The sequence below is a fragment of the Rhodopseudomonas sp. RCAM05734 genome (assembly GCF_052658035.1).
In genome coordinates, this window is record NZ_CP199742.1 from 4,326,115 (window position 1) to 4,353,039 (window position 26,925).

Here is a 26,925-nt window from a genome sequence, read left to right on the forward strand (position 1 = left end):
ATACACCGGACGTGGGAGCGGCGCATGACACGCGCCATTCCGGCGATCGACGATCAGATCGAAAAACTCGTGCCGCAGCCGCACGACGCCGTGGCATTCGGATTGACCACCCGGAACGACGCGCCGATCAGGTCATCGACGAAGTCGACCTCGGAGCCGGCCAGGAACGGCACCGAAGCCGAGTCCACCAGCACCACGGCATTCTCGCGGGCGATCACCATGTCATCATCGGCCTTGGCGCGATCGACATCGAACTTGTAGGAAAAGCCGGAGCAGCCGCCGCCTTCGACGGAAATGCGCAGCATGGCGCCGTCGCCCTCGGTCTTCAGGATCTCGCCGATGCGGCGGGCCGCCCGCTCGCTGATGGTGACGTTGGCTGCAGTCATGATCTGGCTCCGTGACGCGGGTATTCATTGGTTTGAATATGCCGCCGTCCATAGTTAAGTGCGCCGGGCCGTGGAATCAATTGGATAGAGGATAAACACCCTTGTCGGTCGGAATGGCGGCTCCCCGCGCTCCCTATGCCTGTGATCCCGCGCACAGCCGCGGGCGACTGTTCGCGGAGCCGGAAAGCCGAACCCGGAGCGCGTTCCGGCGCGACTGCGACCGGGTAATCCATTCCACCGCCTTCCGCCGCCTCAAACACAAGACCCAGGTGTTCGTGTTCCACGAAGGCGATCACTACCGAACACGGCTGACCCATACGCTGGAGGTGGCGCAGATTGCCCGGGCGATCGCCCGCCAGCTCGGCCTCGACGAGGATCTCACCGAAACCCTGGCGCTGGCCCACGATCTCGGCCATCCGCCGTTCGGCCATGCCGGCGAGCGGGCGCTGGACGAATGCCTGAAGGATCACGGCGGCTTCGACCACAACGCCCAGACCTTGCGCGTCCTGACCTCGCTGGAACATCGCTACCCCGACTTCGACGGTCTCAACTTGACCTGGGAGGCGCTGGAAGGCGTGGTCAAGCACAACGGCCCGCTCACCGACGCGTCCGGTGCCGCCATCGGGCGCTATGCCGAACATGGCCTGCCGTTCGGAATCACCGACTACGACCGCACCTACGATCTGGAACTCTCGAGCTTCGCCTCGCTGGAGGCGCAGGTCGCCGCCCTGGCTGACGATATCGCCTACGACGCCCATGACATTGACGATGGCCTGCGCGCCCGCCTGTTCGGCGTCGACGATCTCAAGGAGATCCCGCTCACTGCCGGGATGATCGCCGAGATCGCGCAGCACTACCCCGATCTCGATGAAAGCCGGCGCGGCGCCGAACTGGTGCGCGAACTGATCTCCTATCTGATCGGGGCGGTGGTCGGCGAGACCGAGAGGCGCCTCGCCGATGCGCGACCGGCTTCGGCCGCGGACGTCCGTCATCACGGCGAGGTGCTGGTCGCGTTCCCGCCGGAGGCCGCCGCTGCCGAGGCCGCCATCAAGGCGTTCCTCAAGCTGCGCATGTATCGACATGAGCGGGTGATGCGGGTGATGGGCGAGGCCGAGTGCATCCTGTTCGACCTTTTCGCACGCTATCAACGGGCGCCCGAGGATCTGCCGCCGGAATGGCTTCCGGTTCGCGGCGCCGGGCCGGAGAGCGAGACCGATCGGGCACGCCGGATCGGCAACTTCATCGCCGGGATGACTGACCGCTTTGCCATTACCGAGCATATGCGACTGTTCGATTCATCTCCCGAGTTACGTTAAAGTGTCGATATAAGTATCTGATTATATGTATTATTGGCAGTTTCGGTAGTGCGGCGCCGACTCCATCAAAGAAATGGCGGTGAGCCCGCAAAACGTCTATCCAACCCCCTGCAATCCAGCCGGAATCGTCCGGCGCAAGTTCTGGTTTCAGCGATGTCCGTTCCGTCTCCGCATCTGTTCGCCAATGTCCTCGCGCGTGTCCATGCGGCCTGCCAGGCGCTCGCCGCCGAAGGCGCGCTGCCGGCCGGGCTCGATCTGTCGCGGGTGGTGGTCGAGCCGACCCGCGAGGCATCCCATGGCGACATGGCGACCAACGCCGCCATGGTGCTGGCCAAGGAAGCCAAAGCCAAGCCGCGCGACCTCGCCGACATCATCGCCGCCAGGTTGCGCAACGATGATCTGATTGCGTCGGTCGACGTCGCCGGACCCGGCTTCATCAACCTGACCCTGAAGACCGTGGCTTGGGCGGATGCGCTGCGTGCGGTACTGCGCGACGGCGTGCGCTACGGCCACAGCGCAGTCGGCGCGGCCGAGAAGGTCAATGTCGAATACGTCTCCGCCAACCCGACCGGGCCCATGCATGTCGGCCATTGCCGCGGCGCGGTGTTCGGCGACGCGCTGGCCAGCCTGCTGGAGACCGCCGGCTATGACGTCAACCGCGAATATTACATCAACGACGCCGGCGCCCAGGTCGACGTGCTCGCGCGCTCGGCGTTCCTGCGCTACCGCGAGGCGCTCGGCGAAGAGATCGGTGCGATCCCCGAAGGTCTGTATCCCGGAGACTATCTGGTCCCGGTGGGGCAGGCGCTGGCCGCCGAATTTGGCGACAAGCTGAGGGCACAGCCGGAGACCGAATGGCTGCCGACCGTGCGGGCGAAGGCCATTGCCGGGATGATGGAAATGATCCGCGGCGATCTCGCGGCGCTCAACATCACCCATGAGGTTTTCTTCTCGGAGCGCTCGCTGATCGACGGCGACGCCGATCTTGTCGCTGCCACCATCGATTTCCTGCGCGCCAAGGGAGACGTCTATCTGGGTCGGCTGCCGCCGCCCAAGGGCAAGCCGGTCGACGATTACGAAGACCGCGAGCAGACACTGTTCCGCGCCACCGCCTATGGCGATGACGTCGACCGTCCGCTGCTGAAGTCGGACGGCGGCTACACCTATTTCGCCTCCGACATCGCGTATCACAAGACCAAGTTCGACCGCGGCTTCCGCAACATGGTCGACGTCTGGGGCTCCGATCACGGTGGCTACATCAAGCGGGTGCAGGCGGCCATCAAGGCGGTGACCGACGGGCAGGGCGTGCTCGACGTCAAGATCGTGCAGCTGGTCAAGCTGCTGCGCAACGGCGAGCCGGTGAAGATGTCGAAGCGCTCTGGCGATTTCGTCACCCTGCGCGAGGTCGTCGACGAGGTCGGCTCCGACGCGGTGCGCTTCATGATGCTGTTTCGCAAGAACGACGCGGTGCTGGATTTCGACCTCGCCAAGGTGATCGAGCAGTCCAAGGACAATCCGGTCTTCTACGTCCAGTACGGCCACGCGCGCGGCCATTCGATCTTCCGCAATGCCCGCGAAATGCTGACTGACCTGCCTCTGGAAACCGGCGCCCGGGTTGCCTATCTCACGGATGCGGCGGTCGAGCGGCTGGACGATCCGGCCGAGCTGGGGTTGATGCGGCAGCTGGCGTTGTATCCGCGGATGATTGAATCTGCGGCATTGGCGCATGAGCCGCACCGTATCGCTTTCTACCTGTATGATCTTGCCAGCGATTTTCATGCGCTGTGGACCCGGGGGCGCGATATGCCTCATTTACGCTTCATTATCACTAATGATGCAGTACTTACCAAGGCGCGGCTGGCATTGGTCCAGAGCGTTGTCTCGGTTCTGGCCTCGGGCCTCGCCGTACTCGGCGTTACCGCACCGGACGAGATGCGTTAGGCAGGGGACGGTCGGTCACGTGGGGATCCGTGGCGGCTTAAGCAGCAGTCTGTTTCGTCTTGAAAAGCGGGCCGGCAGCTTTCCCGAAGGGGATGCGACATCACGATGGCTAATCTGTACCAGGACCGACCCTTTCCCGCGGACGCCGATTACGATCGCGGCGATGCCCATGCGCGTCCCAAGGCGGAGGGCGATCCGCTGGCCGAGCTGGCGCGCCTGATCGGCCAGACCGATCCGTTCGCCAACTTCGGTCGCGACAATCCCGCGCCGGGCCGCGATGACAGTGCGCAGGAGCAGGACGACGATAACTCGCCGTCCAGCCCGCCGCCGTGGATGCAGCGCGCCAATGCTCACGATGCGCGGCATGATACCAGGCAGGATTATTCCCCGCAGCCACCCGCGCAGCGCTATCAGGACGAGCATTACGAGGCCGGTGCGGACTATCATCAGGCGCCGTCCTTTGCGGCTGCGAGCCATGACGCGCCGCAGGCGGATCCCGGTCGCTATGACGACGCGCTTTACGGCCAGTTGCCGGGCCACGACGTTCACGCCCAGGATGAGAACTATCAGGACGACTCCTATGCCTATCCGGACGGATATGGCGAAGTGGCCGAAGAGCCGCAGAAACGCCGCGGCGGGATGATGACGGTTGCCGTCGTGCTGGCGCTGGCCGTGGTCGGTACCGGTGCGGCCTTCGCCTACCGCACCTTTGTCGGATCGCCGCGCAGCGGCGAGCCGCCAGTGATCAAGGCCGATGCTGGTCCGAACAAGGTCGTGCCGCCGTCGGCCACGGGTTCGACGGACGCCAGCGGCAAACTGATCCAGGACCGCCTCGGCGGCGCCGCGCCGGAGAAGCTTGTGTCGCGCGAAGAACAGCCAGTCAATGTGCAGGACAACACCAAGGCCGGACCGCGCGTGGTGTTTCCGCCGCTGAACGTCAACGCCAATCCGCCGTCGACCGCCAGCGTTTCGCCGGCGGGCAAGGCGATGACGGGCAATACGAACGTTCAGGGGGCTGACGAACCGCGCAAGATCCGCACCTTTTCGGTGAAGGGCGACCAGGATCCCAACGCGACGCCTGCGGCCAAGCAGGTCCCAGGGCGCAATACGGCGGCTCCGGCCGCTGCGGTCCGCACGCCCGCTGCCAACGCAAACGCATCGGCCAACGCGCCATTGTCGCTGTCCCCGCAGGCTGCCCCCGCGACAGTGCCGGCCGCCCGCGTGGCGTCGACCACTGCGGCACCGACCCAGATTGCGCCGACGTCCGCCAGCGGAGGCTATCTGGTGCAGATCGCGTCACAGCGCAATGAAGCGGATGCTCAGGCATCGTTCAGGGCGCTGCAGGGCAAGTACCCGTCGGTACTGGGTTCCCGCACTGCGACGATCAAACGGGCGGATCTGGGCGAAAAAGGTACCTATTACCGCGCCATGGTCGGTCCGTTCGGGTCGCCCGATGAAGCCACCACGTTCTGCGGCAACCTGAAATCTGCCGGCGGACAGTGCGTCGTCCAAAGGAATTAACGGCCGTTTCCTTGACCCTGGACGTTGATGGGGGCTAATCGGCCCCATGAGCACGCGCGCATTTATCACCGGCATATCCGGACTGGAACTCACGGCCGACGAGCGCGATTTTCTTCGCGCCGAGCGGCCGTGGGGTTTCATCCTTTTCAAGCGCAACATCGACACGCCGGCGCAGGTCGCCCGGCTGGTGTCCGATCTGCGCGCCGCGGTCGGCGCGCCAGATGCCCCCGTCCTGATCGATCAGGAGGGCGGGCGGGTGCAGCGGCTTGGCCCGCCGCACTGGCCAGCCTATCCGCCGGGCGCGGTGTTCGGCACCCTCTACGATATCGATCCGCAGCTCGGCCTTGCCGCGGCGCGGCTGAGCTCGCGGCTGATCGCCGCCGATCTGATCGATCTCGGCATTACCGTCGACTGCCTGCCGCTGGCTGACGTGCCGGTGCCCGAGGCGGATGCGGTGATCGGCAACCGGGCCTATGGAACCGAGCCGGTCAAGGTCGCCGCCATCGCCCGCGCCGTCACCGACGGACTGGAGCAGGGCGGTGTGCTGCCGGTCCTCAAGCACATTCCCGGGCATGGCCGGGCCACCGCCGACACCCATTTCAAATTGCCGGTCGTGGATACCTCCACCGCGGAACTCGAGCGGGTGGATTTCGCCGCTTTCCGGCCCTTGGCCGATTTACCCATGGCGATGACTGCACATGTTGTGTTTAGCGCCCTCGACGCCGCCCAACCCGCGACGACATCTGCGACAATCATCGCTCAGGTGATTCGCGGCAGTATCGGGTTCCAAGGTTTGTTGATGAGTGATGACGTGTCCATGAATGCGCTGGCGGGATCGATCGCCGAGCGGACCAGGGCGATCGTCACGGCCGGCTGCGACATGGTCCTGCATTGCAACGGCAAGCTCGATGAGATGCGTGCGGTTGCCGCCGAGACGCCATTGCTGGCCGGTCAGGCCCTTGTGCGGGCCAATGCGGCGCTGGCTGCGCGAAAGCCGCCCGAGGCGTTCGACCGCGCGACCGGTCGTGCGGAACTGGATGCATTGATCGCTCGCGCAGGGATGGCCAGCACATGAGCGCAGAGATATTGTCGTTTGAAACCGGACGGCCCGCCGAAATCGCCGTGGACGACGAGCCGTCGCTGGTCGTCGACGTCGAAGGCTATGAAGGTCCGCTCGATCTGCTGCTGGCTTTGGCGCGGCAGCAGAAGGTCGACCTGCACAAGATCTCGATCCTGGCGCTGGCCGACCAGTATCTCATCTTCATCGAGGCGGCCCGAAAGATCCGCCTGGAACTTGCGGCCGACTATCTGGTGATGGCGGCGTGGCTGGCGTTCCTGAAGTCGCGGCTGCTGCTGCCGGAGGCGGCGACGCCCGACGGTCCGAGCGCCGAGGATATGGCCTCGGCACTGGCCAACCGGCTGCGCCGGCTCGAAGCCATCCGCGAGGCCTCCAACCGGCTGATGACCCGGCCGCAATTGATGCGCGATATTTTTCCGCGCGGCCAGCCGGAGTCGATTTCCGAGGTCAAGCATCCGCATTTCACCGCGACGCTGTACGATCTGTTATCCGCCTATGCTACCCAGCGCCAGGCGCGGGTACTGACCACGGTGCATCTGGCCAAGCGCACTGTGTGGTCGCTGTCCGAGGCGCGCGCCTCGCTCGAGCGACTGGTGGGCGTGGCCGAGGACTGGAGCCGGCTTGATGAGTATTTGCTGGCCTATGTGGTCGACCCCGCGCAGCGGGCCACGGTGATGGCGTCGAGTTTTGCCGCGGCGCTGGAAATGGTCCGCGAAGGCACCATGGACCTGCACCAGAAGGACGCGTTCGCACCTTTGTATTTCCGCAAGCACCCGGCGCAGTCTGCGTCGGCGGCGCTGGTGGAGCCGGACGCTCCGGTCGAGTAAGTGGAAGAAGGAGATTCACCCATGGCAAGCCGTGCCGAAAAACGCGTCGCTGACGACGACGCCGAGGTCGCTTCCGTGCAGGTCGATTCTGTTCAGGTCGACGCTGTGGACGTCGAAGCCGTGGCCGTCGAGGCAATCGTCGTCGAAGAAGCTGTCATCGTCGAAGACGCTGTCGTTGTCGATGATGCTGTCGTTGTCGATGATGCTGATGTCGCCGAAGATGCTGACGTTGTCGAAGAAGCCGTTGCTGTCGAAGAACCTGCCGTCGTCGAACCCGTAGCCGTCGAACCCGTAGCCGTCGAAGCCGCGCCGGAACAGCCTGCCGAGGTCGAGGTCACGGCCGGACGAATTGCGGCTGCTCGAAGCGTTGCTGTTCGCCGCCAGCGAGCCGCTGGATCAAGCGGCACTGGCGAAGCGCATGCCCGACGGCGTCGACATCAAGGCCGCTTTGGCCCGGCTGCAGGCCGATTATTCGTTGCGCGGGGTCAACCTCGTGCGCGTGGCCAACAAGTGGACGTTCCGCACCGCCGGCGATCTGTCGTGGCTGATGACGCGCGAGACCACCGAGACGCGAAAACTGTCGCGTGCGGCAATCGAGGTGCTCGCCATCATCGCCTATCACCAGCCGGTGACCCGCGCCGAGATCGAAGACATTCGCGGCGTCGTCACCTCCAAGGGCACCCTCGACGTGCTGCTGGAGACCGGCTGGATCCGGCCGCGCGGCCGTCGCAAGACGCCGGGCCGGCCGCTGACCTTCGGGACCACCGAGAGCTTCCTGTCGCAGTTCAGTCTCGAAGCGCTGGGCGATCTGCCAGGGCTGGAAGAGCTGAAGGGTACCGGCCTGCTGGATCTCGCGGCTGCCCTCGGGCTTCAGCGTGCCCAATCCGTCCGACGATCCTGCCTTGCGCGACGACGAGGATCCGCTGGAAGTCGACGATCTCCAGCCGATGCTGTCGCCTGCCGCCGAGCTGGAGTTCGAGAATCCCGCCGCTGCCGCACCGCAAGCCGTTGAATCCGTTGATGCTGTCGCATTCGAAGCCGAATCGGTCGAGATCGAGATCGAAGCAGAGACCGGCGAGGCTGAGGCCGTGCTGACGCTGGAGGATCTGGAGGCCGAGGATCTCGAGGAATCCGAAGCGCTCGACGTCGAAGATGCCGAAGCGGAACTGGACGAGCCCGAGGCGTTGGAAGCCGAAGCTTCGGCAGCGGACGAAACCGAGGCCGAGGCGGCGGACGCAGGCACTGCTGAGCCGAATGCCGTCGACGGCGACGACGCAAAGCCGGAAAAGGACCACGAAAGCTGATCCGTGCGGCCGGGTGGCGACACCCGCGCGAGACCACGGCGCGGGGATTAACGATCCCCGGAGCCTGCGGCATTATCAGCGATTCCACGCAGGTCTAAGTCCTTGTTTTTGCCACCTCCTGCGCCTACGTTCCGGTCAGATTGAGGTCGGGCAACCGGCCTGACGCTTGGAGGATTGCAGGATGGGTTCACTCAGCATTTGGCACTGGATCGTAGTGATCGGGGTGGTCCTGCTGCTTTTCGGGCGCGGCAAGATTTCCGACCTGATGGGCGACGTTGCCCAGGGCATCAAGGCCTTCAAGAAGGGCATGCAGGACGACGACAAGGTGGCGGAAAAGCCCGCCGAGCCGGTCCGCACCATCGACAATCCGCCGCCGCAGCCGGCTGCACGGACCGACGTCGGCAGCAAGGCTGTCTGAACGCATTGTGACGGCTTGCGGCAAACCCGTGGCAGGCCTAGGTCTTGCGGCAGCTTTGTGGCGGGCCAGTTGAGGGAACGCGGGGGCCCCGATGGTCGGGCAACGTGCCTCGCGTGAGCGGAAGTTTTCATGTTCGACATCGGGTGGAGTGAACTGGTCGTCATCGCGGTGGTCGCGTTGATCGCCATCGGCCCGAAGGAATTGCCCGGCGTGCTGCGCATGGTCGGGCAATGGATGGGCAAGGCGCGCAAGATGGCCGCCGAGTTCCAAGGCCAGTTCAACGAGGCCATGCGCGAAGCCGAGATGGCCGATGTCAAGAAGGCGTTCGACGACATCAAGGACACCGCCTCCGGATTCTCCAAGAACAACATCATGACCTCGCTGACCAAGGACGTCAGCGACGCCATGACCATCGACAAGATCGAGAACATCGACACGCCCGTGGCGACACCGACCACGCCGGAGCCGCCGACGCCGGAGACCTTTGTCGAGGCTGAGGCCCACGCGGCCCAGATGGAGCCGCTGGCCATCACCCAGGAAGTGCAAGCCACGCAGGACGTACAAGCCGTGACCCCCGAGACGCCGCCGGCCGGGCTTCCGGTCGTGGCCGAGAGCCACGCGCTGGCCGATCCCGAACTCACCAAGGACACCCGCGCATCATGAGCGCCGAGGACATCGAAGCCTCCAAGGCGCCGCTGATGGATCACCTGATCGAGCTGCGGTCGCGGCTGATCAAGGCGCTGCTGGCCTTCGCCGTGGCGTTCATCTTCTGCTTCTTCTTCGCCAAGCAGATCTACAACGTGCTGGTCTGGCCGTTCGTCTGGGTCGCCGGCCCCGAGAATTCCAAGTTCATCTACACCGCGCTGCTCGAATACTTCCTCACCCAGCTCAAGCTGGCGATGTTCGGCGCCGGCTTCATCTCGTTCCCGATCATCGCCGCGCAGATCTACATGTTCGTGGCGCCCGGCCTCTACAAGCACGAGCGCGGCGCGTTCCTGCCGTACCTGATCGCAACGCCGGTGTTCTTCGCGCTCGGCTCGCTGCTGGTGTATTTCCTGGTGCTGCCGATGCTGATCCGCTTCTCGCTGGGCATGCAGCAGACCGGCAGTTCCGAGACCGCCCAGATCCAGCTGCTGCCGAAAGTCGGCGAATACCTGTCGCTGATGATGTCGCTGATCTTCGCCTTCGGCGTCGCGTTCCAGCTGCCGGTGGTGCTGACCTTGCTCGGCCGCATGGGCGTGATCACCGCCAAGCAGTTGAAGGACAAGCGCCGCTACTTCATCGTCGTCGCCTTCGTCATCGCCGCGGTGCTGACGCCGCCCGACGTCATCAGCCAGGCCTCGCTGGCGATCCCGCTGCTGGTGCTCTACGAGGGCTCCATCATCGCCGTCGGCATGGTCGAAAAGAACGCCGCCAAGGCCGCCGCCGCGAAGGCTGCTGCAGACGGCACGTCGCCGCCGGACGTCACGCCGACGGAGTAGGGACTGCCGCCCACTCTGCCGTCATCCCCGCCGAAACGCAATTGCGTTTCGGCTGGAGGCGCCGTCGCAACTTGCGGCGGCCTCGAAGGATGGCCGCAAGCGAGTTCGTGGCCGCATCCTTCGAGGCTCGCCCCAAGCGAAGCAAGGGCTCCGCCTGGGGGCGAGCACCTCAGGATGACGACAGTTTTTTCCATTTCATGTTCCAAATCAGGGGTATTCGGGCTACTGGATGCGCAATGCTGACTCTCCGTATTCTTGCGGAAGGTCAACGTCGCCACGCTCAGGACCCCTGCCATGCACGACATCAAAGCGATCCGCGACAATCCCGAGGCTTTCGACGCTGCGCTGAAGCGGCGCGGGCTGGCGCCGCTTTCGGCGTCGCTGATGGCCATCGACGAGCAGAGGCGGACGGCGATCCTGGCATCCGAGCAGGCGCAGGCGCGGCGCAATGCGGCTTCCAAGGAAATCGGCGAGGCCAAGAAGAACAAGGACACCGCGCGCGCCGATGCGCTGATGGCCGAAGTCACCGAACTCAAGACCACCATGCCGGCGATGGAAGCCGCGGTGAAGGACGCCGAAGAGCAACTCAAGACCGCGCTGGCCGGCATTCCCAACCTGCCGCTCGCCGAAGTGCCCGAAGGCAGCGACGAGCACGGCAACATTGAGCGTCACAAGTTCGGCGCCAAGCGCAGTTACGCCTTCGCGCCCAAGGCTCACTACGATCTCGGCGAGGCCATGGGCTTCATGGACTTTGAAGCGGCGGCGAAACTGTCGGGCGCGCGCTTCGTCGTTCTGAAGAAGGGGCTGGCGCGGCTCGAGCGGGCGATCGGGCAGTTCATGCTCGACCTGCACACCAACGAACACGGCTATATGGAAGTGAACCCGCCGCTGCTGGTGCGCGACGATGCGATGTTCGGCACGGCGCAGTTGCCGAAGTTTCACGATGATCAGTTTGCCGTATACGCAGAACCAGATTTGCGTGCGAATTTTGAATCCGATTTGAAGCGAAGCAGAAATTCCGCCTTGGATCATGCGCAGTTACTTGGATTTGATGCTGCTCGTCAGGCTCCGTTCCAAGAACTGAAACTTCACAATGATCCCACGCGCTACTGGCTCATCCCCACCGCCGAAGTCCCGCTCACAAACCTCGTCCGCGAATCCATCCTCGACGAAAAAGAACTGCCGCTGCGCATGACCGCGCTGACGCCGTGTTTTCGCGCCGAAGCCGGCGCTGCCGGACGCGACACCCGCGGCATGATCCGCCAGCATCAGTTCACCAAGGTCGAGCTGGTGTCGGTAACCACGCCGGAAGAGAGCAGTAACGAGCACGAGCGCATGCTGGCCTGCGCCGAAGAGGTGCTGCGCCGTCTGGAACTGCACTACCGCGTCATGACCCTGTGCACCGGCGACATGGGGTTTGCCGCGCAGAAGACTTACGACATCGAGGTGTGGATGCCCGGGCAGGGCGACGGCGGCGCCTATCGCGAGATCTCGTCGTGCTCGGTGTGCGGTGATTTCCAGGCGCGTCGCATGGACGCGCGGTCGCGCGGCCCCGACGGCAAGCCGCGCTTCGTGCACACGCTGAACGGCTCCGGCACCGCGGTCGGCCGCGCGTTGATCGCGGTGATGGAAACCTATCAGCAGGAAGACGGCTCGATCGCCGTACCGACGGTGCTGCAGCCCTATATGGGCGGGCTGAAAACGATCTCGGCCGCGTGAGGATCTGTCGCATGGCATTGCGGATCGCGGCGCCGGCCGCGCTGGCGCTGTTCGCCTTTCTGATGGCGTCGCTTGCGCCGGCGCTGGCGCAATCCTCGCCCGCCGAACTGATCTCGCAGTTCCGCGCCAAGAACGGCGAGGGCCCGGTGACGATCGACGCGACGCTGAATGGGATCGCCCAGCAGCAGGCGTCGGCGATGGCGGCGAAGGACGTGCTCGATCACGATGTCGCCGGCAATTTCAACGTGCGCGTGGCGCCGTCCAAGGCCGGCAGCGCCGCCGAGAACATCGCCTATGGCTATGCCGATTTTCCGCGCACGCTCGGGCAGTGGATCAATTCGTCCGGCCATCGCCGCAATCTGCTGCTCAAAGACGCGTCGAAAGTCGGCATCGCCAACGCCAAAAGCGCCAGTGGGAAGACCTATTGGGCGATGGTGATCGCCGGCGCTTACGAGAAGCCGAGGCCCAAAGCGAAGCCGCCGGCGCAGGGCGCCGCAAAGGGAGCGGCCAGGGACAAGCCTGCGAAGCGGGCGCCGCGCGACTGCACAGTCAAGATGCTCGGCCTCTGTTTCTGAGCCGATGGCAAGGCGCGCGCCGCACGACTTGCCAGCAGTGACGTCGACAGCCTGCTCTGTCTTCGGCTGGATTAGGTCCAACCACTGACTTGGTTCGGCATCATACCCGCGCCGCCGCCAGCAGCCGGCATTTTGCCTTGGCAGCCGTGATGCTGACGTGGCCGACATGGATCTTCGGAAATGCCTTGCGGCTTTTCGGCGCGATGGTTTCGGGGATGGTGCGGCGGCGCTCGGTAACGACGCGGCCGTCGCGTCCGCGGAATGCGCAGAGCAGTTCGAAATCCTTGACGGCATAATCGTTGCGGTTGCGGATGGTGAAGGTCATCAGCGCTTTCGCGCCAAGTCCGCCGCGGCGGAACGATTGCCTGGAGATGCTGAGGCGCTGCAGGGACGCGGTGGCCTCCGGCTCCGCTTGGCGGCTGGTCGGCAGCGCCGATGTGGTGGCCGGCTCGGACCCATCGTCATCCGCCGTGCTGGCCAGAACGACGCCTAGTGGCGGCAGCGGCGGCGCGGGTGCGGCGGGGTAGTTGCGCGATTCCGTCCACATCCAGCCGGCCAGCGCTGCGATCAGAATCGGCGGCAGTCCTGCATCCATCAACCTGCTAAATCGTTCGGTCGGCATTGCGCGATCCCGACGGGGGCGGGCGCAACCGGCTTCGGCCGCGCTGTCGCGCCTCGGACGTCCATCGTAATGGACTTGCGTGACAAACCGGGCTCGGACGGGAATGTTCCGGCGGCCGGCCCTGTGCGCTGCAATACGACCGGGGGAAAATTAGCTTGGCAAAACCGGCCGCGTGCTGGCAAAAGTCCGCTGCCCGGCCCCGGCTGCCCAATGACCTCTGAAAAGGCGCGCGAATGCGGATTCTCTGTACCAATGACGATGGCATTCACGCGCCGGGCCTGAAAATCCTCGAACAGATCGCCAGGGAATTGTCCGACGACGTCTGGGTGGTGGCGCCCGAGCTCGACCAGTCCGGTGTCTCGCATTCGTTGTCGCTCAACGATCCGCTCCGCCTGCGCGAAATCGGCCCGCGTCATTTTGCTGTCAGGGGTACGCCGACCGATTGCGTGATCATGGGCGCGCGGCACATCCTGCTCGACAAGCAGCCGGACCTCGTGCTGTCCGGCGTCAACAAGGGCCGCAACGTCGCCGAGGACGTGGTCTATTCCGGCACCATCGCCGGCGCTTTGGAAGGCACTATTCTCGGGCTGCCGTCCTTCGCGCTGAGCCAGGAATTCAGCCTCGAGACCCGCCACAAGCCGCTGTGGGAGGCGGCGCTGAAGTTTGGGCCCGGCATTATCAGCAAGGTGCTTGCCGCCGGCGTGCCGAAGAACACCGTGATCAACGTCAACTTCCCGGCCTGCGCGCCGGAGGAAGTGCAGGGCGTGATGGTGACCCGGCAGGGCAAGCGCAACCAGGGCTTCCTGCGCGTCGACGAGCGCCGCGACGGCCGCGGCAACCCGTATTTCTGGATCGGCTTCGAACGCGTCGCGGTGGTGGACATGCCGGCCGAGGGCACCGACCTTGCAGCCCTCGCCGCGCGCTTCGTCTCGGTGACCCCGCTGCGGCTCGACCGCACCGACGACGCATTCTCCGCCGCGCTGACGAAGACGCTGGGGTAGCTGAGCTGGCGGCCCATCCTTCGAGGATCGCCGAAGACGGCGAGCGCCTCCAGTCTGAACGCAATTGCGTTCAGACGAGGATGATGGCGGAGTGTGTTGCGATTCGGGGGAGGGTGATTTGAGCCTGCCAGCCCCATACTCCACCGTCATCCTGAGGCGCTCGCCCGCAGGGCGAGCCTCGAAGGATGCATGTTCAGCGCTCTCTACCGCCACGACGCCGGGACAGCTGCTGCAAAGCGGACCAGTCGGACCGGATCAAAGCTTCCTTCTTGGCGCGGCTCCAGCCCTTGACCTTTCGCTCGGCAGCGATGCCATCGGTGATACGGTCGAAATAATCGGACCACACGACGACGACCGGGCGTCTGGAGTAGGTGTAGCCCTTGTAGACCCCGGCGTTGTGCTGGTGGATGCGAGGCTCGAGGTCTTCGCCGGTCGCACTGCCGACGTAATACGAGCCGTCTGAGCAGCGCAGCATATAGACGAAAACACCCATCGCCGTCGTCCTTCGAGGCTCGCTACGCGAGCGCCTCAGGATGACGTCGATTAGTCTGTTGTCAATTTGGGTAGCTTAAACCGCGACGCCCTTCAGTGTGGTGGCCAGCACCTGCGCCAGGGTTTCCATCTGGAAAGGCTTCTGCAGGGTGGGGCGGTCGCGGTACATTTCAGGCAGGCCCTGGGCGCCATAGCCGGTGGCGAAGACGAATGGCCGGTTGCGGGCATGGATGACGTCGGCGACCGGCGAGATCACCTTGCCGTTGACGTTGACATCGAGGATGGCGATGTCGAATTCGGTGGTCTCGGCCAGGCGAATGGCTTCTGTGATCTCGCCGGCTTCAGCGGCAACACTGTAGCCCAGCTCTTCGAGCATATCGGCGACCATCATGCGGATCATCACCTCGTCCTCGACGAGGAAGACCGAGCCGCCGGGCGGCTTCGATGAAGTCATAGCCGGTTTCCTTGGTTCATTACGTGACAAAATCGCAAATTACGGGATTGAAGGCAATCACGCCGTTGTCTCGCTTCAACCACAGTGAGGCGACCAAATCCCCAATGTCGGGCGATGACAAGCCTCAACAATTTTCTGGATTAACGCCCCGCGGTGCAACGATCTGGATCGGTTCTGGTTCCCCGAGGGGATCCCGATCCGGCGCCGCCTCGGCGCTGCCATTGCGTCAACCTATCTGCGCTAATGGGTAGACGATCAAGTGAAGTATTGCGTGAGGTCGCCATGCCGCCGGTCAGTCCGCCGCCCGAAAAGATGATGTTTCGGCTGTCGTTGCGCCGTCGCGGGATCAGCGACCTGCGCGTGCTGCGGGCGATGGACGCGATTCCGCGCGAGGTATTCGTCGAGGCCGCCGACCGCGCCGAAGCCTGGCGCGACACCGCGCTGCCGATCGCCTGCGGCCAGACCATCAGCCAGCCCTTCGTCGTGGCCTATATGACCGAGCAATTGCGGCTCGAGGCGACCCATCGCGTGCTCGAAATTGGCACAGGCTCGGGATACCAGGCCGCGGTTCTGGCGCATCTTTGCAAGACAGTCCTGACTGTTGAGCGGTTCCGAACCTTGGCTGACACCGCGCGGGCGCGGTTGGAAAAGCTCGGCCTGCACAATGTCGAGGTGATGCTCGGCGACGGATTCGATTTGCCCGCCAATCTCGGCGCTTTCGACCGCATCATGGTGACCGCGGCGATGGCCGAGGTGCCGGCGGCGCTGACGGACCGGCTCGAGGTCGACGGTATCCTTATCGCACCGGTCGGGCCGCATAACGGCGTCCAGACCCTGGTCCAGATCCGCAAGACGGCCGACGGACTGGAGCGGAAGCCGCTGGTGGATGTGAGGTTTGTGCCGGCGCTGCCCGGCATTGCGCGCGAACTCTGACAAAAGTTCGACGCCCCCCACAGCTCCTGCCGGCAGGGTTAAAGGCTTGGTAACGCGGACGGTGTTTACTCTTTTCAGTAATCAGTTGTTGCGTATGAGTGAGTAACCCATGTCCAGCGTTGTCGAGTTGCTTTGCTCGCGCCGCGCCCCGCAGGCTGCGGTGCTGGCGCTGATGTCGATCGGTTTTGCCGGCTGCAGCGCCGATATGCAGACGCGATTGTCACAAGCCCCAAGTTTTGATTCCGGTCAGTCCCGCGGCTTCGGCTGGCAGGGTGAGGCGACCGGTTCGGTACCGCGGTCGGCGCCGACCGCGCCGGTGCAGCGCAGCGAACTGCCGCAGTATCAGCGCCCGCAGTATCAGCCGCAGCCGCAATACCAGTCGCAGGCCCTGCCGCCGCCGATCGCTGCGCCGCAGTCCTATCCGACCGGTCGCCCGATGGCCGCCGCAACCACCGCCGCGCCGGTTTCCGGCGGCGGGCGTGGCCTGGCGTCCTATACGCCGCCGACCCATGCGCCGATCGAGACCACCGGCACCGTCGCGCCGAAATCCATTGCCGCCACCAACGGTCTGGCCCGCGATGGCGGCACCCGGATCATTGTCGGGACGTCGGATACGCTCGAGACCCTGTCGCGCCGCTACAACGTGTCGTCGGCGGCCATCCTGCAGGCCAACGGCTACAAGGGGCCGCGCGCGCTGTCGCCGGGCCAGCAGCTGATCATTCCGCGCCAGACCGCCGCTGCTGCGCCGGCTCCGCTTGTCGTTCCTGCTGCCAAGCCGGTGGCGATGGCGGCGCCTGTCGCCGGGCCCGCGTCGGTTCACGTGGTCAACAATGGCGACACGCTGAACAGCATTGCCCGCCGCAATCACATTCCGGTCGCCGATCTGGCGCGGGCCAATGGCCTCGACACCAAGGCGCAGTTGAAGATCGGCTCCAGGGTCACCGTGCCGTCGGCGCGAGCCGCCGTCGCAGCCGCACCGGTTGCCGCACAGCCGGTGGTCGCCGCGGCGCCTGCCGGTGCGGTCGCCACCGCGCCCGCCACCAAGCTGGCTTCCGCCGAACCGGCGCAGAAGGCACGCATGGCGGTTGCCACCACCACGCCGGAAGAGGCCGCACCGGAAACGCCGGCTAAGGCCGCCGATGCCACCGGCGCGCTGCCGACGTTCCGCTGGCCGGTGCGCGGCCGCGTGGTCACCGGCTACGGCGCCAAGACCAACGGCAAGTCCAATGACGGCATCAACGTCGCGGTGCCCGAGGGCACCCCGATCAAGGCCGCCGAAGACGGCGTCGTCGCTTACTCCGGCAACGAACTGAAGGGCTACGGCAACCTGGTCCTGGTGCGCCATTCCAACGGCTACGTCACCGCATATGCCCATGCGAGTGAGCTGATGGTGAAGCGCGGAGAGACCATCAAGCGCGGCCAGGTCATCGCCAAGTCCGGCCAGTCCGGCGAGGTGGGATCACCGCAGCTGCACTTCGAGATCCGCAAGGGCTCGTCGCCGGTCGATCCGCTGCAGTTCCTCAATGGCGCGTAAGCGCGGTTGATATCAGTGAAGTAGCAAGGGCGCCGTCTGGAAACAGGCGGCGCCCTTTTTTGCTGCTGTCTCGTGTCCCGGACGCGGCGCAGCACGAAGTGCTGCTCCGCAGATCCGGGACCGTCACGAACGCTGGCGCTTGGTAAGGCCCCGGATCTGCAGCGCACCACGCTGCCTGCGGCAGCGCGTTGCGCAGCGTCCGGGGCACGAGCGCGGAGTTGACTGCTACTTCCCCGCCAGCCTGACGCCCAGGCGGCCCGCCAGTTCCTGGGTGAACTGCCACGCCACGCGGCCGGAGCGCGAGCCGCGGGTGGTCGACCATTCCAGTGCGTCGCGCTGCAGTTCGGCGTCGTCGAGCCTGATGCCGTAATGGCTGCAATACCCGTTGACCATGGCGAGGTACTCGTCCTGGCTGCATTTGTGGAAGCCGAGCCACAGGCCGAAACGGTCGGACAGCGAGACCTTTTCCTCGACAGCTTCGCCGGGATTGATGGCGGTGGAGCGCTCGTTCTCGACCATTTCGCGCGCCAGCAGGTGGCGGCGGTTGGAGGTGGCGTAGAGGATGACGTTGTCGGGCCGGCCCTCGATGCCACCTTCCAGCACCGCCTTCAGCGACTTGTAGGAGGCGTCGTTGCCGTCGAAGGACAGGTCGTCGCAGAACACGATGAAATGGAAGTCCGAGGCGCGCACCACGGCCATCAGCGCCGGCAGGCTCTCGATGTCCTCGCGATGAATCTCCACCAGCTTCAACCGGCCGGCGACGCGCTTGTCGGCATTGACGCTGGCGTGGGCCGCCTTCACCAGCGACGACTTGCCCATGCCGCGCGCTCCCCAGAGCAGGGCGTTGTTGGCGGGCAGGCCGGTGGCGAAGCGCTCGGTGTTCTCGATCAGGGTGTCGCGCATCCGGTCGATGCCCTTGAGCAGCGCGATGTCGACGCGGCTGACCTTGGGCACCGGCGCCAGCCGCCCGTCGGGATGCCAGATGAAGGCGTCGGCGGATTTCAGGGAATCGGCATTGGCCGCGGTCGGCGAGGCGGCGGCCATGCTGGCAGCGATCGTCTCCAGGGCGCGGGCGATGCGCTCGTCCATGGCGGGCGGTTTGGTCGCACGCGGACGTTTTGCCGCGGCTTTCGCCGGTTTCCGGGCTGCAGGCTTCGCAACGGCGCGACGGCTTGTTTTATTGGGCTTTTTTGTCATTTGGGGCCTTCCTTGGCGCGAACCCATATCGGCCCCCGCGGGCGCCCGCAAGCGGGCAAAATGAGGGCCAAATCAACGGTCTGGCAGCGTTGCAATTGGGCGGCCGGTGGTTATAGTCCGCGCGAATTCGCCCCCGGGCCGGTCAGAGCACCGCCGCGGCACCGGGTGGCTCCTGTTTTCACGAGGAATTTCCGATGTTCATTACCCCAGCCTTTGCCCAGGCCGCTGCGGCCGGCGGCGACACCAACAGCATGCTGATGTCGCTGCTGCCCTTCGCGCTGATCTTCGTGATCATGTACTTCCTGATCCTGCGTCCGCAGCAGAAGAAGGTGAAGGACCACGCCGAACTGGTGAAGAACATCCGCCGCGGCGATACCGTGGTCACCTCCGGCGGCCTCGTCGGCAAGGTCACCAAGGTGGTCGACGACGACCAGATCGAATTCGAGATCTCCGACGGCGTCCGCGTGCGCCAGATGCGCCAGATGATTTCGGGCGTGCGCACCAAGGGCGAGCCGGCCAAGGAAAAGGCCGACAAGTCGGAGAAGGTCGAGAAAATCGAGAAGGCCGACGCCGGCAAGGACGAGACCTCCGCGAGCTGAGGCTCATCATCGGCGCGGCTCCGGCCGCGTCTTCGCGTCGCCATTTCAGGATCTGACGGGTTAACTCGATGTTGTATTTCACGCGGTGGAAGGCGCTGGCGATCATTCTGACAGCGCTGGTGGTCTGCCTGTGCGCGGTTCCGAACTTCTTCCCCGAAGCCACCGTCAAGACCTGGCCCAAATGGGCGCAGCGCCATCTGGTGCTGGGCCTCGATCTGCAGGGCGGCGCCCATCTGCTGTTCGAGGTGGATGCCAACTCGATCAAGAAGGACAAGCTCGAGCAGGTCCGCGACGACGTCCGCCGCACCCTGCGCGATGCCAAGATCGCCTATACCGGCCTCAGCGCGCGCAATGACAGCGTCGAGGTCCGTATCGGCAAGGACACCGATGTGCCGACCGCGCTGACCAAGCTGCGCGAGCTGTCGCAGCCGCTCGGCGGATTGCTCGGTTCCAACGGCCAGCGCAGCCTTGAAGTGGCCGACGCCGGCGGCGGGCTGATCCGCCTGACTGTGCCGCCCGCGGCCATTGCCGACCGCGTGCGCCAGACCGTCGAGCAGTCGATCCAGATCGTCGAGAAGCGCGTCAACGAACTCGGCACCGTGGAACCGGTGATCCAGCGCCAGGGCGCCGATCGCATCCTGATCCAGGCTCCCGGCGAACAGAATCCGCAGCGGCTGATCGATATCATCGGCAAGACCGCCAAGATGGACTTCCGGATGGTCGACTCGTCGGTGCCGGCCGATCAGGCCCAGCAGGGCCGCGTGCCGCCGGACTCCGAAGTCCTGCTCGGCGCCGAACCGCCGAACGCGCCTTACGTCATCAAGAAGCAGGTGCTGGTGCCCGGCTCGGATCTGATCGATGCGCAGCCCGGCTTTGACCAGCGCACCAACGAACCGATCGTCAGCTTCAGGTTCAACACCTCCGGCGCCCGCAAGTTCTCCGAGGCCACCCTCGCCAATGTCGGCCAGCCCTTCGCCATCGTGCTCGACAACAAGGTGATCTCGGCTCCGGTCATCCGCGAGCCGATCACCGGCGGTTCGGGCCAGATTTCCGGCAGCTTCACCGTGCAGGCCGCCAACGATCTGGCGATCCTGCTGCGCGCCGGCGCGCTGCCGGCGCCCCTGACCATCATCGAACAGCGGACCGTTGGCCCCGGCCTCGGCGCCGACTCGATCGCCAAGGGCGAGCTCGCCGCCTATGTCGGCTCGATTCTGGTCATCATCTTCATGCTGCTGACCTACCGGCTGTTCGGCCTGTTCGCCAACATCGCGGTGGCGATCAACGTCGCCATGATCTTCGGCATCCTGTCGCTGCTCAACGCCACGCTGACGTTGCCCGGCATCGCCGGCATCGTGCTCACCGTCGGCATTGCGGTGGACTCCAACGTGCTGATCTATGAGCGCATCCGCGAGGAAATCCGCGGCGGCCGTACCGCGATCTCGGCTATCGATGCCGGTTTCAAGCGCGCGCTGTCGACCATCCTGGATTCCAACATCACCACCTTCATCGCCGCTGCGGTGCTGTTCTATATCGGGACTGGTCCGGTGCGCGGCTTCGCCGTGACGCTCGGCATCGGCATCGTCACCACGGTCTTCACCGCCTTCACCGTCACCCGCCTCATCGTTGCGGCCTGGGTGCGCTGGAAGCGGCCGACCAGCGTGCCGATTTGAGATTGCGGAGCTGGCTGTGACACACATCGTTCTCTTCGGGCTGTTGGCCCTGATCATTGTCCTGAGCATCGTCAGCGCCTTCGGCTGGCTGCCCTCCTTGCGTATTGTTCCTGACGATACCAAGTTCGACTTCACGCGGTTTCGCCGCATCAGCTTTCCGATCTCGGCGTTGCTGTCGATTCTCGCGATCACGCTGTTCTTCACCCACGGGCTGAACTTCGGCATCGACTTCAAGGGCGGCACGCTGCTTGAAGTGCGCGCCAAGTCCGGCACCGCCGATATCTCCGCGATGCGCAAGACCCTGGGCGGGCTGGGCCTCGGCGAGGTGCAGCTGCAGCAGTTCGGCGGCCCCGCCGACGTGCTGATCCGCGTCGCGCAGCAGCCCGGCGGCGATGCCGCCCAGCAGGGCGCCGTGGAAAAGGTCCGCGGCGCGCTCGGCGACGCCGTCGAATACCGCCGCGTCGAAGTGGTGGGGCCGCGCGTGTCCAGCGAGCTGCTGGCCTATGGCATGCTCGGCCTGATGGTCGCGATCTTCGCGATCCTGGTCTACCTCTGGTTCAGGTTCGAATGGCAGTTCGCACTGGGCGCCATGATCGCCAACGTCCACGACATCGTGCTGACCATCGGCTTCATGTCGATCTCGCAGGTCGAGTTCGATCTCACCAGTATCGCGGCACTGCTGACGATCCTGGGCTATTCGCTGAACGATACGGTGGTCATCTACGATCGTATTCGCGAGATCCTGCGGCGCTACAAGAAGATGCCGATGCCGGAGCTGCTCAACGAGTCGATTAATTCGACGCTGTCGCGCTCGATCATAACCCACGTCACGGTGACGCTGGCGCTGCTGGCGCTGCTGTTGTTCGGCGGTAACGCCATCCACTCCTTCACGGCGGTGATGATGTTCGGCGTGGTGCTGGTCGGCACCTACACCTCGATCTTCATCGCGGCCCCGATCCTGATCTATCTCGGCGTCGGCGAAAATCGCGACACCGCGCCGGACAAGCCGAACAAGCCGAAGAAGGGCTGAGCATGCCGGTGCCTCCGGACGCACCGCACCTTCCACGCGCCGCCGCCATCGAGGCCTATGGCAAGGGCGGCTTCGTGTTCGACACGATGTCGCACACGGGGTCGCTGCTGTGCCTGCCGGATGCGATCTGGGCCTGGCCGGTGACATCAGCCGGCGACATCGACCGGGCCTCGCTGGCGCGCATCTTCGAGAATGCGCCCGTGATCGACACGCTGATCATCGGCACCGGCAATGACGTGTGGATCGTGCCGAAGGACCTGCGCGAGGCGCTGCGCGCCCGCCACGTGGTGATCGACGCCATGCAGACGGGGCCGGCGGTGCGCACCTGGAACATCATGATCGGCGAACGGCGGCGCGTCTCGGCGGCCTTGATCGCGGTACCATGAGCGAAGTCTCCGACCAGAACGCGGCGTTCACCGCGGATTTGGTGCGCAGCCACGATTTTGCGCGCTATGCCTCGACGCTGTTCGTGCCGGCCGACAAGCGCCGCGCGCTGCTGGCGCTGTATGCCTTCAAGGTCGAGATCGTGCGGGTGCGCGAGCAGGTCAGCCAGCCGCTGCCCGGCGAGATCCGGCTGCAATGGTGGACCGACATGCTGGCGGGGGCCGGCCACGGCGATGTCTCCAGCAATCCGGTTGCCGCCGAACTGCTATGGGCCATTGGCCAACATCAGTTGCCGGCCGACCGGCTGGCGAAACTGATCGATACGCACATCTTCGATCTCTATCACGACCCGATGCCGGATCTCACGGTGCTGGAAAGCCATTTTGCCGATACGTCATCGACGCTGTTGTCGCTGGCAGCAAGAATTCTTGGAGCGCCGTCGGAGGCTGCCGATCAGGTCGCCGATCATGGCGGGTTGGCGCAGGGCGTGGCCCAGGTGATCGCGCTGCTGCCCTACGACAGCGCGCGCGGGCAGTTGTTCCTGCCGCTGGATATTCTGACGCTGCACGGCAGCAGCGCCGCGGAAGTGTTTCTGGGCAAGCCGACGCCTGCGATCCGCGCCGCGCTCGACCAGTTGATTGAAGGCGCGCGCGCGCAACTGGCCACCGCGCAGTCGCTGCTGCCACAGGTGCCGGCCGAGGCGCGGCGCGCCTTCCTGCCGCTGGCGCTGGTGGCACGCGATCTCGACCGCATGGCGATGGCCGATACCGATCCGTTCGCGGTTTATGTGCCGTCGCGGCTGCGGATTTTGTGGACGCTTTGGCGGGCGTCGCGGAGCAAGATGTTTTCGTAAAGCAAGGTGGCCGCCAGGTCGCTGCACGCTCTCATGTCATCCTCCGCGAAAGCGGAGGATCCAGTATATGGCGGCTTCTCCGTTCTATCACCGCAGCCAGCGTTTACTGGGTCGCCCGCTTTCGCGGGCGATGACATCCGCGTGGGATAGCACGCGGTCGGTGTCGCTGGTCATCATTGGTTCGATCAAGTCGAGCTGGCTCATCGCCACCAGCTGCAGAATCCCGGTGCTGATATTTTCGACTTGGCTCGCGGAGCAAGATGTTTTCTTAGGTTCTCGCAAACTCCACTGCCGTCATCCTGAGGCGCTCGCCCGCAGGGCGAGCCTCGAAGGATGCGGAAGCGGGCGACAGAGTTAGCGGCGCATCCTTCGAGGCGCGCAAGAGCGCGCTCCTCAGGATGACGGCGAGTGTGTGGGGAGCAAGTAGCGTACCTACGGCGTGCCGTGCTCCGGCGATTCAAAATTGAAGCGGTCGCGCAGATTCTTTCGCGACTCGAGAATGCCTTTCAGGAACACGCGGTCGGTGTCGCTGGTCATCATGGGCTCGATCAGATCGAGCTGGTTCATCGCCACCAGTTGCAGGATCTCGTTGCGGATGTTGCCTTTGGCGTCGCGGGGCAGGGACGGGATGACCTGAATGTGTTCCGGCGGCTTTGCACCCTTCGCCGCGGCCATGGCGGCCTGCAGCTTTGTTTCCAGCGCGACGTCGTCGGCCTCGACGAAGGCGTAGAGGCCAACGCCGGTGCGGCGGTCGGCGAAGGCGACGATGGACGCGTCGCGCACCGCGGGATTGCTCTTGATGATGGCCAGCAGCGGCGGCGCGTCATTGACGAGACGGCGGCCGCCGCCCTCGCGATCGGTGAAATTGAAGATGCCGCGGGTGATGGCGCGGTAGACTTTCTTGCCGGTCATCAGCCAGATCCGCGCGAAAGCGGATTTCTTGGCGAGGATGCTGCGCTCCTTCGGCGTCAGCGCTTCCGGCGCGTAGGTGCGCTTGTGCTTCAGCAGATGGCGCAGGTCCTCATAGGCGGCGATGCGGAACAGCCGGCTGCGCGACTTGAAGCAGACCGCGAGCTGGAAGTCGGTGACGTAAGCGAGGCCGTCGGTGCCGCGCAGCCAGTTCTGCTCCTTGGCGAGATCGTTGTGGCAGACGCCCATGCGATGCAGTTTTCGCAAAGCCAGTTTGGCTGACTTGAAGTAGTTGATGTCGCCGACTGGCTTGGCCATCTGCAGCGCAACGCCGTCGATGAAACCGCGTACCAGCGCCTGATCGCCGGCCCACAGCAATTCCGGCCCGACGTGCAGCTCGCGCGCCAGGGTCAGCGCGCGACGCTCGCGCGTAAACAGGTGGCGCGCCACCACATAGGACCACCAGGGCACCTGGTCGAGGCGGCGCAGCACGGCGTCGACTTCGCCGGTGGCCGTGCGAAAGCGGCCGCGCTCCACGGTGGAGAATACGTCGCGCTTGAGCAGCACGCCTTCGGTCCATTGCGCGGACAGCAATGCTGCGTCCTGTTGCGGCAAACTCATGACATGGTCCTGGAATTCAAATCGACTGCTGTCACGCCGCCGCCGGGATGGCCGGCAGGCTGGCGGCGATCCATGCATCCATGTCGGCCAGCGCGCGGGCGCTCAGCGCCTGCTTCTTGGCGACGGTCTTTTCGTTGCCGCGCAGTCGCGAGCCGTCGGGCTTCTTGGTCGGCGGGGTGGCCAGCGGCGGGAACAGGCCGAAGTTGATGTTCATCGGCTGGAACGAGCGCGGGCCGGAATCGATGGTCTCGATATGACCGCCGGTGATGTGGCCGAGCAGCGAGCCCAGCGCCGTGGTGATCGGCGGCGGCGCCAGCGTCTCGCCCTTGACTTCGGCAGCGGTATAGAGCCCGGCCATCAGGCCGACGCTTGCGGATTCCACATAGCCTTCGCAGCCGGTCATCTGGCCGGCGAAGCGCAGCCGAGGTTGCGCGCGCAGCCGCAACTGCTGGTCGAGCAGCTTGGGCGAGTTCAGGAAGGTGTTGCGATGCAGGCCGCCGAGCCGGGCGAACTCGGCATTCTCGAGGCCGGGGATGGTACGGAATACGCGGGTCTGGGCGCCGTGCTTCAGCTTGGTCTGGAAACCCACGATGTTGTAGAGCGTGCCCAGCTTGTTGTCCTGGCGCAGCTGGACGATGGCATAGGCCTTCACGGTCGGATCGTGCGGATTGGTGAGACCGACCGGCTTCATCGGGCCGTGGCGCAGCGTCTCCTTGCCGCGCTCGGCCATGACTTCGATGGGCAGGCAGCCGTCGAAATAGGGCGTGTTGAGCTCCCATTCCTTGAAGTCGGTCTTCTCGCCGGTGACCAGCATGTCGACGAAGTTGTCGTACTGCTCCTTGTCCATGGGGCAGTTGATGTAGTCGGCGCCGGTGCCGCCGGGCCCGACCTTGTCGTAGCGCGACTGGAACCAGGCCTTGGACATGTCGATGGAATCGAAATGCACGATCGGCGCGATGGCGTCGAAGAAGGCCAGCGCCTTCTCGTCGGTAATGCCGCGGATGGCGTCCGCCAGCGCTGCCGAGGTCAGCGGCCCGGTGGCGACGATGACGTTGCCCCAGTCGGCAGGCGGCAGGCCCTCGACTTCGGCGCGGTCGATGGTGATCAGGGGATGGGCTTCCAGAGCCTTGGTAACCGCGTCGGAGAACCCATCGCGGTCGACCGCCAGCGCGCCGCCGGCGGGCACCTGGTTGGCATCGGCGCAGCGCATGATCAGCGAGCCTAATTTGCGCATCTCGGCATGCAGCAGGCCGACGGCATTGTTGGCAGCGTCGTCAGAGCGGAAGGAGTTGGAGCAAACCAGCTCCGCGAGGCCCTGGGTGAGGTGGGCCTCGGTCATGCGGTGCGGGCGCATCTCGTGCAGCACCACGGGAATACCGGCGCTGGCGACCTGCCAGGCGGCTTCCGAGCCGGCAAGACCGGCACCGATGATATGGACGTGATTTTGGGAGTGGGGGCCTGTTGTCATGGGCCTGCATGTAGCGTGTTTTCACGCGAAGTGGAATCCGCTTCAAGAGGAACCCACGTCTCATTGCCGTGGCATCAACGGCCCGGCATGCGATGCCCCGACACGACAACGCCCGCAAGACGCGGGCGCTATCCGGAAGGCATCAGCAACGGGATCAACCGTTGTAGGCGCCCGAGGCAACACGCGGAATGTCCGAACGGTCGAGACCGATATCGGAAAGCTCGCGGTCGGAGAGCTGGGACAGCTCGGCAACGTTGCGCTGATAGTCACGGAACGCCTGGATCATGCGAATGAAAGAAACCAACATTTTATTTCTCCTGAGTTTGGCGGTTCATCTCTTGAAGGTGTCCCGCCGTTGAAGTGAATATAGAGGACAATATCGCGTTGCGGCAGCGTAAATGTTGCGGTGCAGCTAGGCGTCGATTGCATGGCTAGCGCAAGAAATGATTAACCTGTTCGCACGCTGCCGCTTTTGCAGCGCCAACCCTGCGTAATCGGGCACCAGTGGTCCCTCGATTCAAGTTAATTAAGCAGTTAAATCATGGATTTGAAGGGTGTGCTGTCGCCAAGCCGCCGTCAGTGGCCGACTCGG

At 64.9% G+C, this 26,925-nt stretch carries 27 protein-coding genes and 3 pseudogenes; 22 read left to right on the forward strand and 8 right to left on the reverse strand.

The annotated features are described in order from the left end of the window. Positions 1–53: 53 nt before the first annotated feature. A complete protein-coding gene (gene erpA / locus ACUXVA_RS20420) occupies positions 54–386 on the reverse strand; it encodes an iron-sulfur cluster insertion protein ErpA (protein WP_265078681.1) in 333 nt (110 codons plus the stop codon). 101 nt (positions 387–487) lie between these two features. On the opposite strand from erpA, the gene ACUXVA_RS20425 reads away from it, so the two are divergent. The 14 genes and pseudogenes from ACUXVA_RS20425 (at position 488) to ACUXVA_RS20490 (ending at position 12,566) form a co-directional block, all read left to right on the forward strand. Then, positions 488–1,702, forward strand: a complete 1,215-nt coding sequence (locus ACUXVA_RS20425) for a deoxyguanosinetriphosphate triphosphohydrolase (RefSeq protein WP_265078680.1) — start codon at positions 488–490, stop codon at positions 1,700–1,702. Between the two features lie 153 nt (positions 1,703–1,855). Further along, positions 1,856–3,643 carry an arginine--tRNA ligase gene (gene argS / locus ACUXVA_RS20430; protein ID WP_265078679.1) on the forward strand — a complete coding sequence of 596 codons (1,788 nt, stop codon included), beginning with the start codon at positions 1,856–1,858 and terminating at the stop codon, positions 3,641–3,643. A gap of 105 nt (positions 3,644–3,748) precedes the next feature. Then, positions 3,749–5,164 carry an SPOR domain-containing protein gene (locus ACUXVA_RS20435; RefSeq protein WP_265078678.1) on the forward strand — a complete coding sequence of 472 codons (1,416 nt, stop codon included), beginning with the start codon at positions 3,749–3,751 and terminating at the stop codon, positions 5,162–5,164. A 46-nt stretch (positions 5,165–5,210) separates the two neighbouring features. Further along, positions 5,211–6,239 (forward strand): beta-N-acetylhexosaminidase, encoded by a 1,029-nt coding sequence (gene nagZ, locus ACUXVA_RS20440; RefSeq protein ID WP_265078677.1) that lies wholly within the window; start codon positions 5,211–5,213, stop codon positions 6,237–6,239. Further along, on the forward strand, positions 6,236–7,069 hold the full coding sequence (locus ACUXVA_RS20445) for a segregation and condensation protein A (protein WP_265078676.1): 834 nt from the start codon (positions 6,236–6,238) through the stop codon (positions 7,067–7,069). The genes nagZ and ACUXVA_RS20445 overlap by 4 nt, the downstream gene beginning before the upstream one ends. Positions 7,070–7,100: 31 nt before the next feature. Continuing rightward, positions 7,101–7,349 (forward strand): hypothetical protein, encoded by a 249-nt coding sequence (locus tag ACUXVA_RS20450; RefSeq protein ID WP_445487785.1) that lies wholly within the window; start codon positions 7,101–7,103, stop codon positions 7,347–7,349. Between the two features lie 39 nt (positions 7,350–7,388). Next, a pseudogene (gene scpB / locus ACUXVA_RS20455) lies at positions 7,389–8,043 on the forward strand (SMC-Scp complex subunit ScpB); the annotation flags it as partial. Further along, complete coding sequence (locus ACUXVA_RS20460; protein ID WP_445493387.1) at positions 8,017–8,373, forward strand: hypothetical protein; 357 nt, start codon at positions 8,017–8,019, stop codon at positions 8,371–8,373. The pseudogene scpB and the gene ACUXVA_RS20460, both read left to right, overlap by 27 nt. 181 nt (positions 8,374–8,554) lie before the next feature. Next, positions 8,555–8,791 carry a twin-arginine translocase TatA/TatE family subunit gene (locus ACUXVA_RS20465; protein ID WP_265078674.1) on the forward strand — a complete coding sequence of 79 codons (237 nt, stop codon included), beginning with the start codon at positions 8,555–8,557 and terminating at the stop codon, positions 8,789–8,791. Positions 8,792–8,920: 129 nt separating this feature from the next. Then, positions 8,921–9,454: a Sec-independent protein translocase protein TatB gene (tatB, locus tag ACUXVA_RS20470; protein WP_265078673.1), complete on the forward strand. Its 534-nt coding sequence runs from the start codon at positions 8,921–8,923 to the stop codon at positions 9,452–9,454. After that, positions 9,451–10,272, forward strand: coding sequence for a twin-arginine translocase subunit TatC (tatC, locus tag ACUXVA_RS20475; RefSeq protein ID WP_265078672.1), 822 nt, complete (start codon positions 9,451–9,453; stop codon positions 10,270–10,272). Before tatB ends, tatC begins: the two co-directional genes overlap by 4 nt. Before the next feature lie 294 nt (positions 10,273–10,566). Beyond that, positions 10,567–11,238: pseudogene (locus tag ACUXVA_RS20480) on the forward strand (serine--tRNA ligase); the annotation flags it as partial. Between the two features lie 84 nt (positions 11,239–11,322). Then, positions 11,323–11,991, forward strand: a pseudogene (serS, locus tag ACUXVA_RS20485) (serine--tRNA ligase); the annotation flags it as partial. An 11-nt stretch (positions 11,992–12,002) separates the two neighbouring features. After that, positions 12,003–12,566: a CAP domain-containing protein gene (locus ACUXVA_RS20490; protein ID WP_265078670.1), complete on the forward strand. Its 564-nt coding sequence runs from the start codon at positions 12,003–12,005 to the stop codon at positions 12,564–12,566. Between the two features lie 100 nt (positions 12,567–12,666). Here ACUXVA_RS20490 and ACUXVA_RS20495 read toward each other — a convergent pair whose 3' ends face one another. Then, positions 12,667–13,188 carry a hypothetical protein gene (locus ACUXVA_RS20495; protein WP_265078669.1) on the reverse strand — a complete coding sequence of 174 codons (522 nt, stop codon included), beginning with the start codon at positions 13,186–13,188 and terminating at the stop codon, positions 12,667–12,669. A 233-nt stretch (positions 13,189–13,421) separates the two neighbouring features. On the opposite strand from ACUXVA_RS20495, the gene surE reads away from it, so the two are divergent. After that, positions 13,422–14,189, forward strand: a complete 768-nt coding sequence (gene surE, locus ACUXVA_RS20500; protein WP_265078668.1) for a 5'/3'-nucleotidase SurE — start codon at positions 13,422–13,424, stop codon at positions 14,187–14,189. A gap of 193 nt (positions 14,190–14,382) precedes the next feature. Here the strand turns inward: surE and ACUXVA_RS20505 are convergent, their stop codons facing one another. Continuing rightward, a complete protein-coding gene (locus ACUXVA_RS20505; protein WP_445487790.1) occupies positions 14,383–14,682 on the reverse strand; it encodes a GIY-YIG nuclease family protein in 300 nt (99 codons plus the stop codon). A gap of 75 nt (positions 14,683–14,757) precedes the next feature. Continuing rightward, on the reverse strand, positions 14,758–15,135 hold the full coding sequence (locus ACUXVA_RS20510; RefSeq protein ID WP_265078666.1) for a response regulator: 378 nt from the start codon (positions 15,133–15,135) through the stop codon (positions 14,758–14,760). Positions 15,136–15,417: 282 nt separating this feature from the next. Between ACUXVA_RS20510 and ACUXVA_RS20515 the strand changes: the two genes are divergently transcribed. Further along, positions 15,418–16,068, forward strand: a complete 651-nt coding sequence (locus ACUXVA_RS20515; RefSeq protein WP_445487792.1) for a protein-L-isoaspartate(D-aspartate) O-methyltransferase — start codon at positions 15,418–15,420, stop codon at positions 16,066–16,068. A gap of 109 nt (positions 16,069–16,177) precedes the next feature. After that, entirely contained in the window at positions 16,178–17,602 is a 1,425-nt protein-coding gene (locus ACUXVA_RS20520) for a peptidoglycan DD-metalloendopeptidase family protein (RefSeq protein WP_445487794.1), read from the forward strand. Between the two features lie 225 nt (positions 17,603–17,827). Here ACUXVA_RS20520 and ACUXVA_RS20525 read toward each other — a convergent pair whose 3' ends face one another. After that, positions 17,828–18,799, reverse strand: a complete 972-nt coding sequence (locus ACUXVA_RS20525; RefSeq protein ID WP_445487796.1) for an ATP-binding protein — start codon at positions 18,797–18,799, stop codon at positions 17,828–17,830. Between the two features lie 194 nt (positions 18,800–18,993). Between ACUXVA_RS20525 and yajC the strand changes: the two genes are divergently transcribed. The 5 genes from yajC to ACUXVA_RS20550 all read left to right on the forward strand — a co-directional run bounded on the left by yajC (position 18,994) and on the right by ACUXVA_RS20550 (position 23,335). After that, on the forward strand, positions 18,994–19,398 hold the full coding sequence (yajC, locus tag ACUXVA_RS20530; protein ID WP_265078662.1) for a preprotein translocase subunit YajC: 405 nt from the start codon (positions 18,994–18,996) through the stop codon (positions 19,396–19,398). 68 nt (positions 19,399–19,466) lie between these two features. Continuing rightward, a complete protein-coding gene (secD, locus tag ACUXVA_RS20535) occupies positions 19,467–21,068 on the forward strand; it encodes a protein translocase subunit SecD (RefSeq protein ID WP_265078661.1) in 1,602 nt (533 codons plus the stop codon). Positions 21,069–21,084: 16 nt separating this feature from the next. Beyond that, entirely contained in the window at positions 21,085–22,098 is a 1,014-nt protein-coding gene (gene secF, locus ACUXVA_RS20540; protein WP_265078660.1) for a protein translocase subunit SecF, read from the forward strand. A gap of 2 nt (positions 22,099–22,100) precedes the next feature. Next, positions 22,101–22,484 carry an Mth938-like domain-containing protein gene (locus ACUXVA_RS20545; RefSeq protein ID WP_265078659.1) on the forward strand — a complete coding sequence of 128 codons (384 nt, stop codon included), beginning with the start codon at positions 22,101–22,103 and terminating at the stop codon, positions 22,482–22,484. Continuing rightward, positions 22,481–23,335 (forward strand): phytoene/squalene synthase family protein, encoded by an 855-nt coding sequence (locus tag ACUXVA_RS20550; RefSeq protein WP_445487800.1) that lies wholly within the window; start codon positions 22,481–22,483, stop codon positions 23,333–23,335. Before ACUXVA_RS20545 ends, ACUXVA_RS20550 begins: the two co-directional genes overlap by 4 nt. A gap of 432 nt (positions 23,336–23,767) precedes the next feature. Here the strand turns inward: ACUXVA_RS20550 and ACUXVA_RS20555 are convergent, their stop codons facing one another. The 3 genes from ACUXVA_RS20555 to ACUXVA_RS20565 form a co-directional block, all read right to left on the reverse strand. Beyond that, positions 23,768–24,865 carry a serine/threonine protein kinase gene (locus ACUXVA_RS20555; RefSeq protein WP_265078657.1) on the reverse strand — a complete coding sequence of 366 codons (1,098 nt, stop codon included), beginning with the start codon at positions 24,863–24,865 and terminating at the stop codon, positions 23,768–23,770. Positions 24,866–24,896: 31 nt separating this feature from the next. Then, positions 24,897–26,333: a methylenetetrahydrofolate--tRNA-(uracil(54)-C(5))-methyltransferase (FADH(2)-oxidizing) TrmFO gene (gene trmFO / locus ACUXVA_RS20560; RefSeq protein ID WP_265078656.1), complete on the reverse strand. Its 1,437-nt coding sequence runs from the start codon at positions 26,331–26,333 to the stop codon at positions 24,897–24,899. Positions 26,334–26,487: 154 nt separating this feature from the next. Then, the gene (locus ACUXVA_RS20565) at positions 26,488–26,640 is read right to left on the reverse strand and encodes a DUF1127 domain-containing protein (RefSeq protein WP_265078655.1); all 153 of its coding nucleotides are present in this window, start codon (positions 26,638–26,640) and stop codon (positions 26,488–26,490) included. Positions 26,641–26,925 lie beyond the last annotated feature (285 nt).

Excerpts from the sequence above, each read along its gene's own strand:
- trmFO (WP_265078656.1), bottom strand. The coding sequence starts at position 26,333 with ATGACAACAGGCCCCCACTCCCAAAATCACGTCCATATCATCGGTGCC.
- argS (WP_265078679.1), top strand. The coding sequence starts at position 1,856 with ATGTCCGTTCCGTCTCCGCATCTGTTCGCCAATGTCCTCGCGCGTGTC.
- ACUXVA_RS20445 (WP_265078676.1), top strand. The coding sequence starts at position 6,236 with ATGAGCGCAGAGATATTGTCGTTTGAAACCGGACGGCCCGCCGAAATC.
- secD (WP_265078661.1), top strand. The coding sequence starts at position 19,467 with ATGTTGTATTTCACGCGGTGGAAGGCGCTGGCGATCATTCTGACAGCG.
- ACUXVA_RS20505 (WP_445487790.1), bottom strand. The coding sequence starts at position 14,682 with ATGGGTGTTTTCGTCTATATGCTGCGCTGCTCAGACGGCTCGTATTAC.
- tatC (WP_265078672.1), top strand. The coding sequence starts at position 9,451 with ATGAGCGCCGAGGACATCGAAGCCTCCAAGGCGCCGCTGATGGATCAC.
- ACUXVA_RS20555 (WP_265078657.1), bottom strand. The coding sequence starts at position 24,865 with ATGAGTTTGCCGCAACAGGACGCAGCATTGCTGTCCGCGCAATGGACC.
- ACUXVA_RS20520 (WP_445487794.1), top strand. The coding sequence starts at position 16,178 with ATGTCCAGCGTTGTCGAGTTGCTTTGCTCGCGCCGCGCCCCGCAGGCT.
- erpA (WP_265078681.1), bottom strand. The coding sequence starts at position 386 with ATGACTGCAGCCAACGTCACCATCAGCGAGCGGGCGGCCCGCCGCATC.
- ACUXVA_RS20545 (WP_265078659.1), top strand. The coding sequence starts at position 22,101 with ATGCCGGTGCCTCCGGACGCACCGCACCTTCCACGCGCCGCCGCCATC.
- ACUXVA_RS20525 (WP_445487796.1), bottom strand. The coding sequence starts at position 18,799 with ATGACAAAAAAGCCCAATAAAACAAGCCGTCGCGCCGTTGCGAAGCCT.
- surE (WP_265078668.1), top strand. The coding sequence starts at position 13,422 with ATGCGGATTCTCTGTACCAATGACGATGGCATTCACGCGCCGGGCCTG.
- nagZ (WP_265078677.1), top strand. The coding sequence starts at position 5,211 with ATGAGCACGCGCGCATTTATCACCGGCATATCCGGACTGGAACTCACG.
- ACUXVA_RS20435 (WP_265078678.1), top strand. The coding sequence starts at position 3,749 with ATGGCTAATCTGTACCAGGACCGACCCTTTCCCGCGGACGCCGATTAC.
- ACUXVA_RS20465 (WP_265078674.1), top strand. The coding sequence starts at position 8,555 with ATGGGTTCACTCAGCATTTGGCACTGGATCGTAGTGATCGGGGTGGTC.
- ACUXVA_RS20510 (WP_265078666.1), bottom strand. The coding sequence starts at position 15,135 with ATGACTTCATCGAAGCCGCCCGGCGGCTCGGTCTTCCTCGTCGAGGAC.
- ACUXVA_RS20495 (WP_265078669.1), bottom strand. The coding sequence starts at position 13,188 with ATGCCGACCGAACGATTTAGCAGGTTGATGGATGCAGGACTGCCGCCG.
- ACUXVA_RS20490 (WP_265078670.1), top strand. The coding sequence starts at position 12,003 with ATGGCATTGCGGATCGCGGCGCCGGCCGCGCTGGCGCTGTTCGCCTTT.
- ACUXVA_RS20515 (WP_445487792.1), top strand. The coding sequence starts at position 15,418 with ATGCCGCCGGTCAGTCCGCCGCCCGAAAAGATGATGTTTCGGCTGTCG.
- tatB (WP_265078673.1), top strand. The coding sequence starts at position 8,921 with ATGTTCGACATCGGGTGGAGTGAACTGGTCGTCATCGCGGTGGTCGCG.
- ACUXVA_RS20460 (WP_445493387.1), top strand. The coding sequence starts at position 8,017 with ATGCTGTCGCCTGCCGCCGAGCTGGAGTTCGAGAATCCCGCCGCTGCC.
- ACUXVA_RS20550 (WP_445487800.1), top strand. The coding sequence starts at position 22,481 with ATGAGCGAAGTCTCCGACCAGAACGCGGCGTTCACCGCGGATTTGGTG.
- yajC (WP_265078662.1), top strand. The coding sequence starts at position 18,994 with ATGTTCATTACCCCAGCCTTTGCCCAGGCCGCTGCGGCCGGCGGCGAC.
- ACUXVA_RS20565 (WP_265078655.1), bottom strand. The coding sequence starts at position 26,640 with ATGTTGGTTTCTTTCATTCGCATGATCCAGGCGTTCCGTGACTATCAG.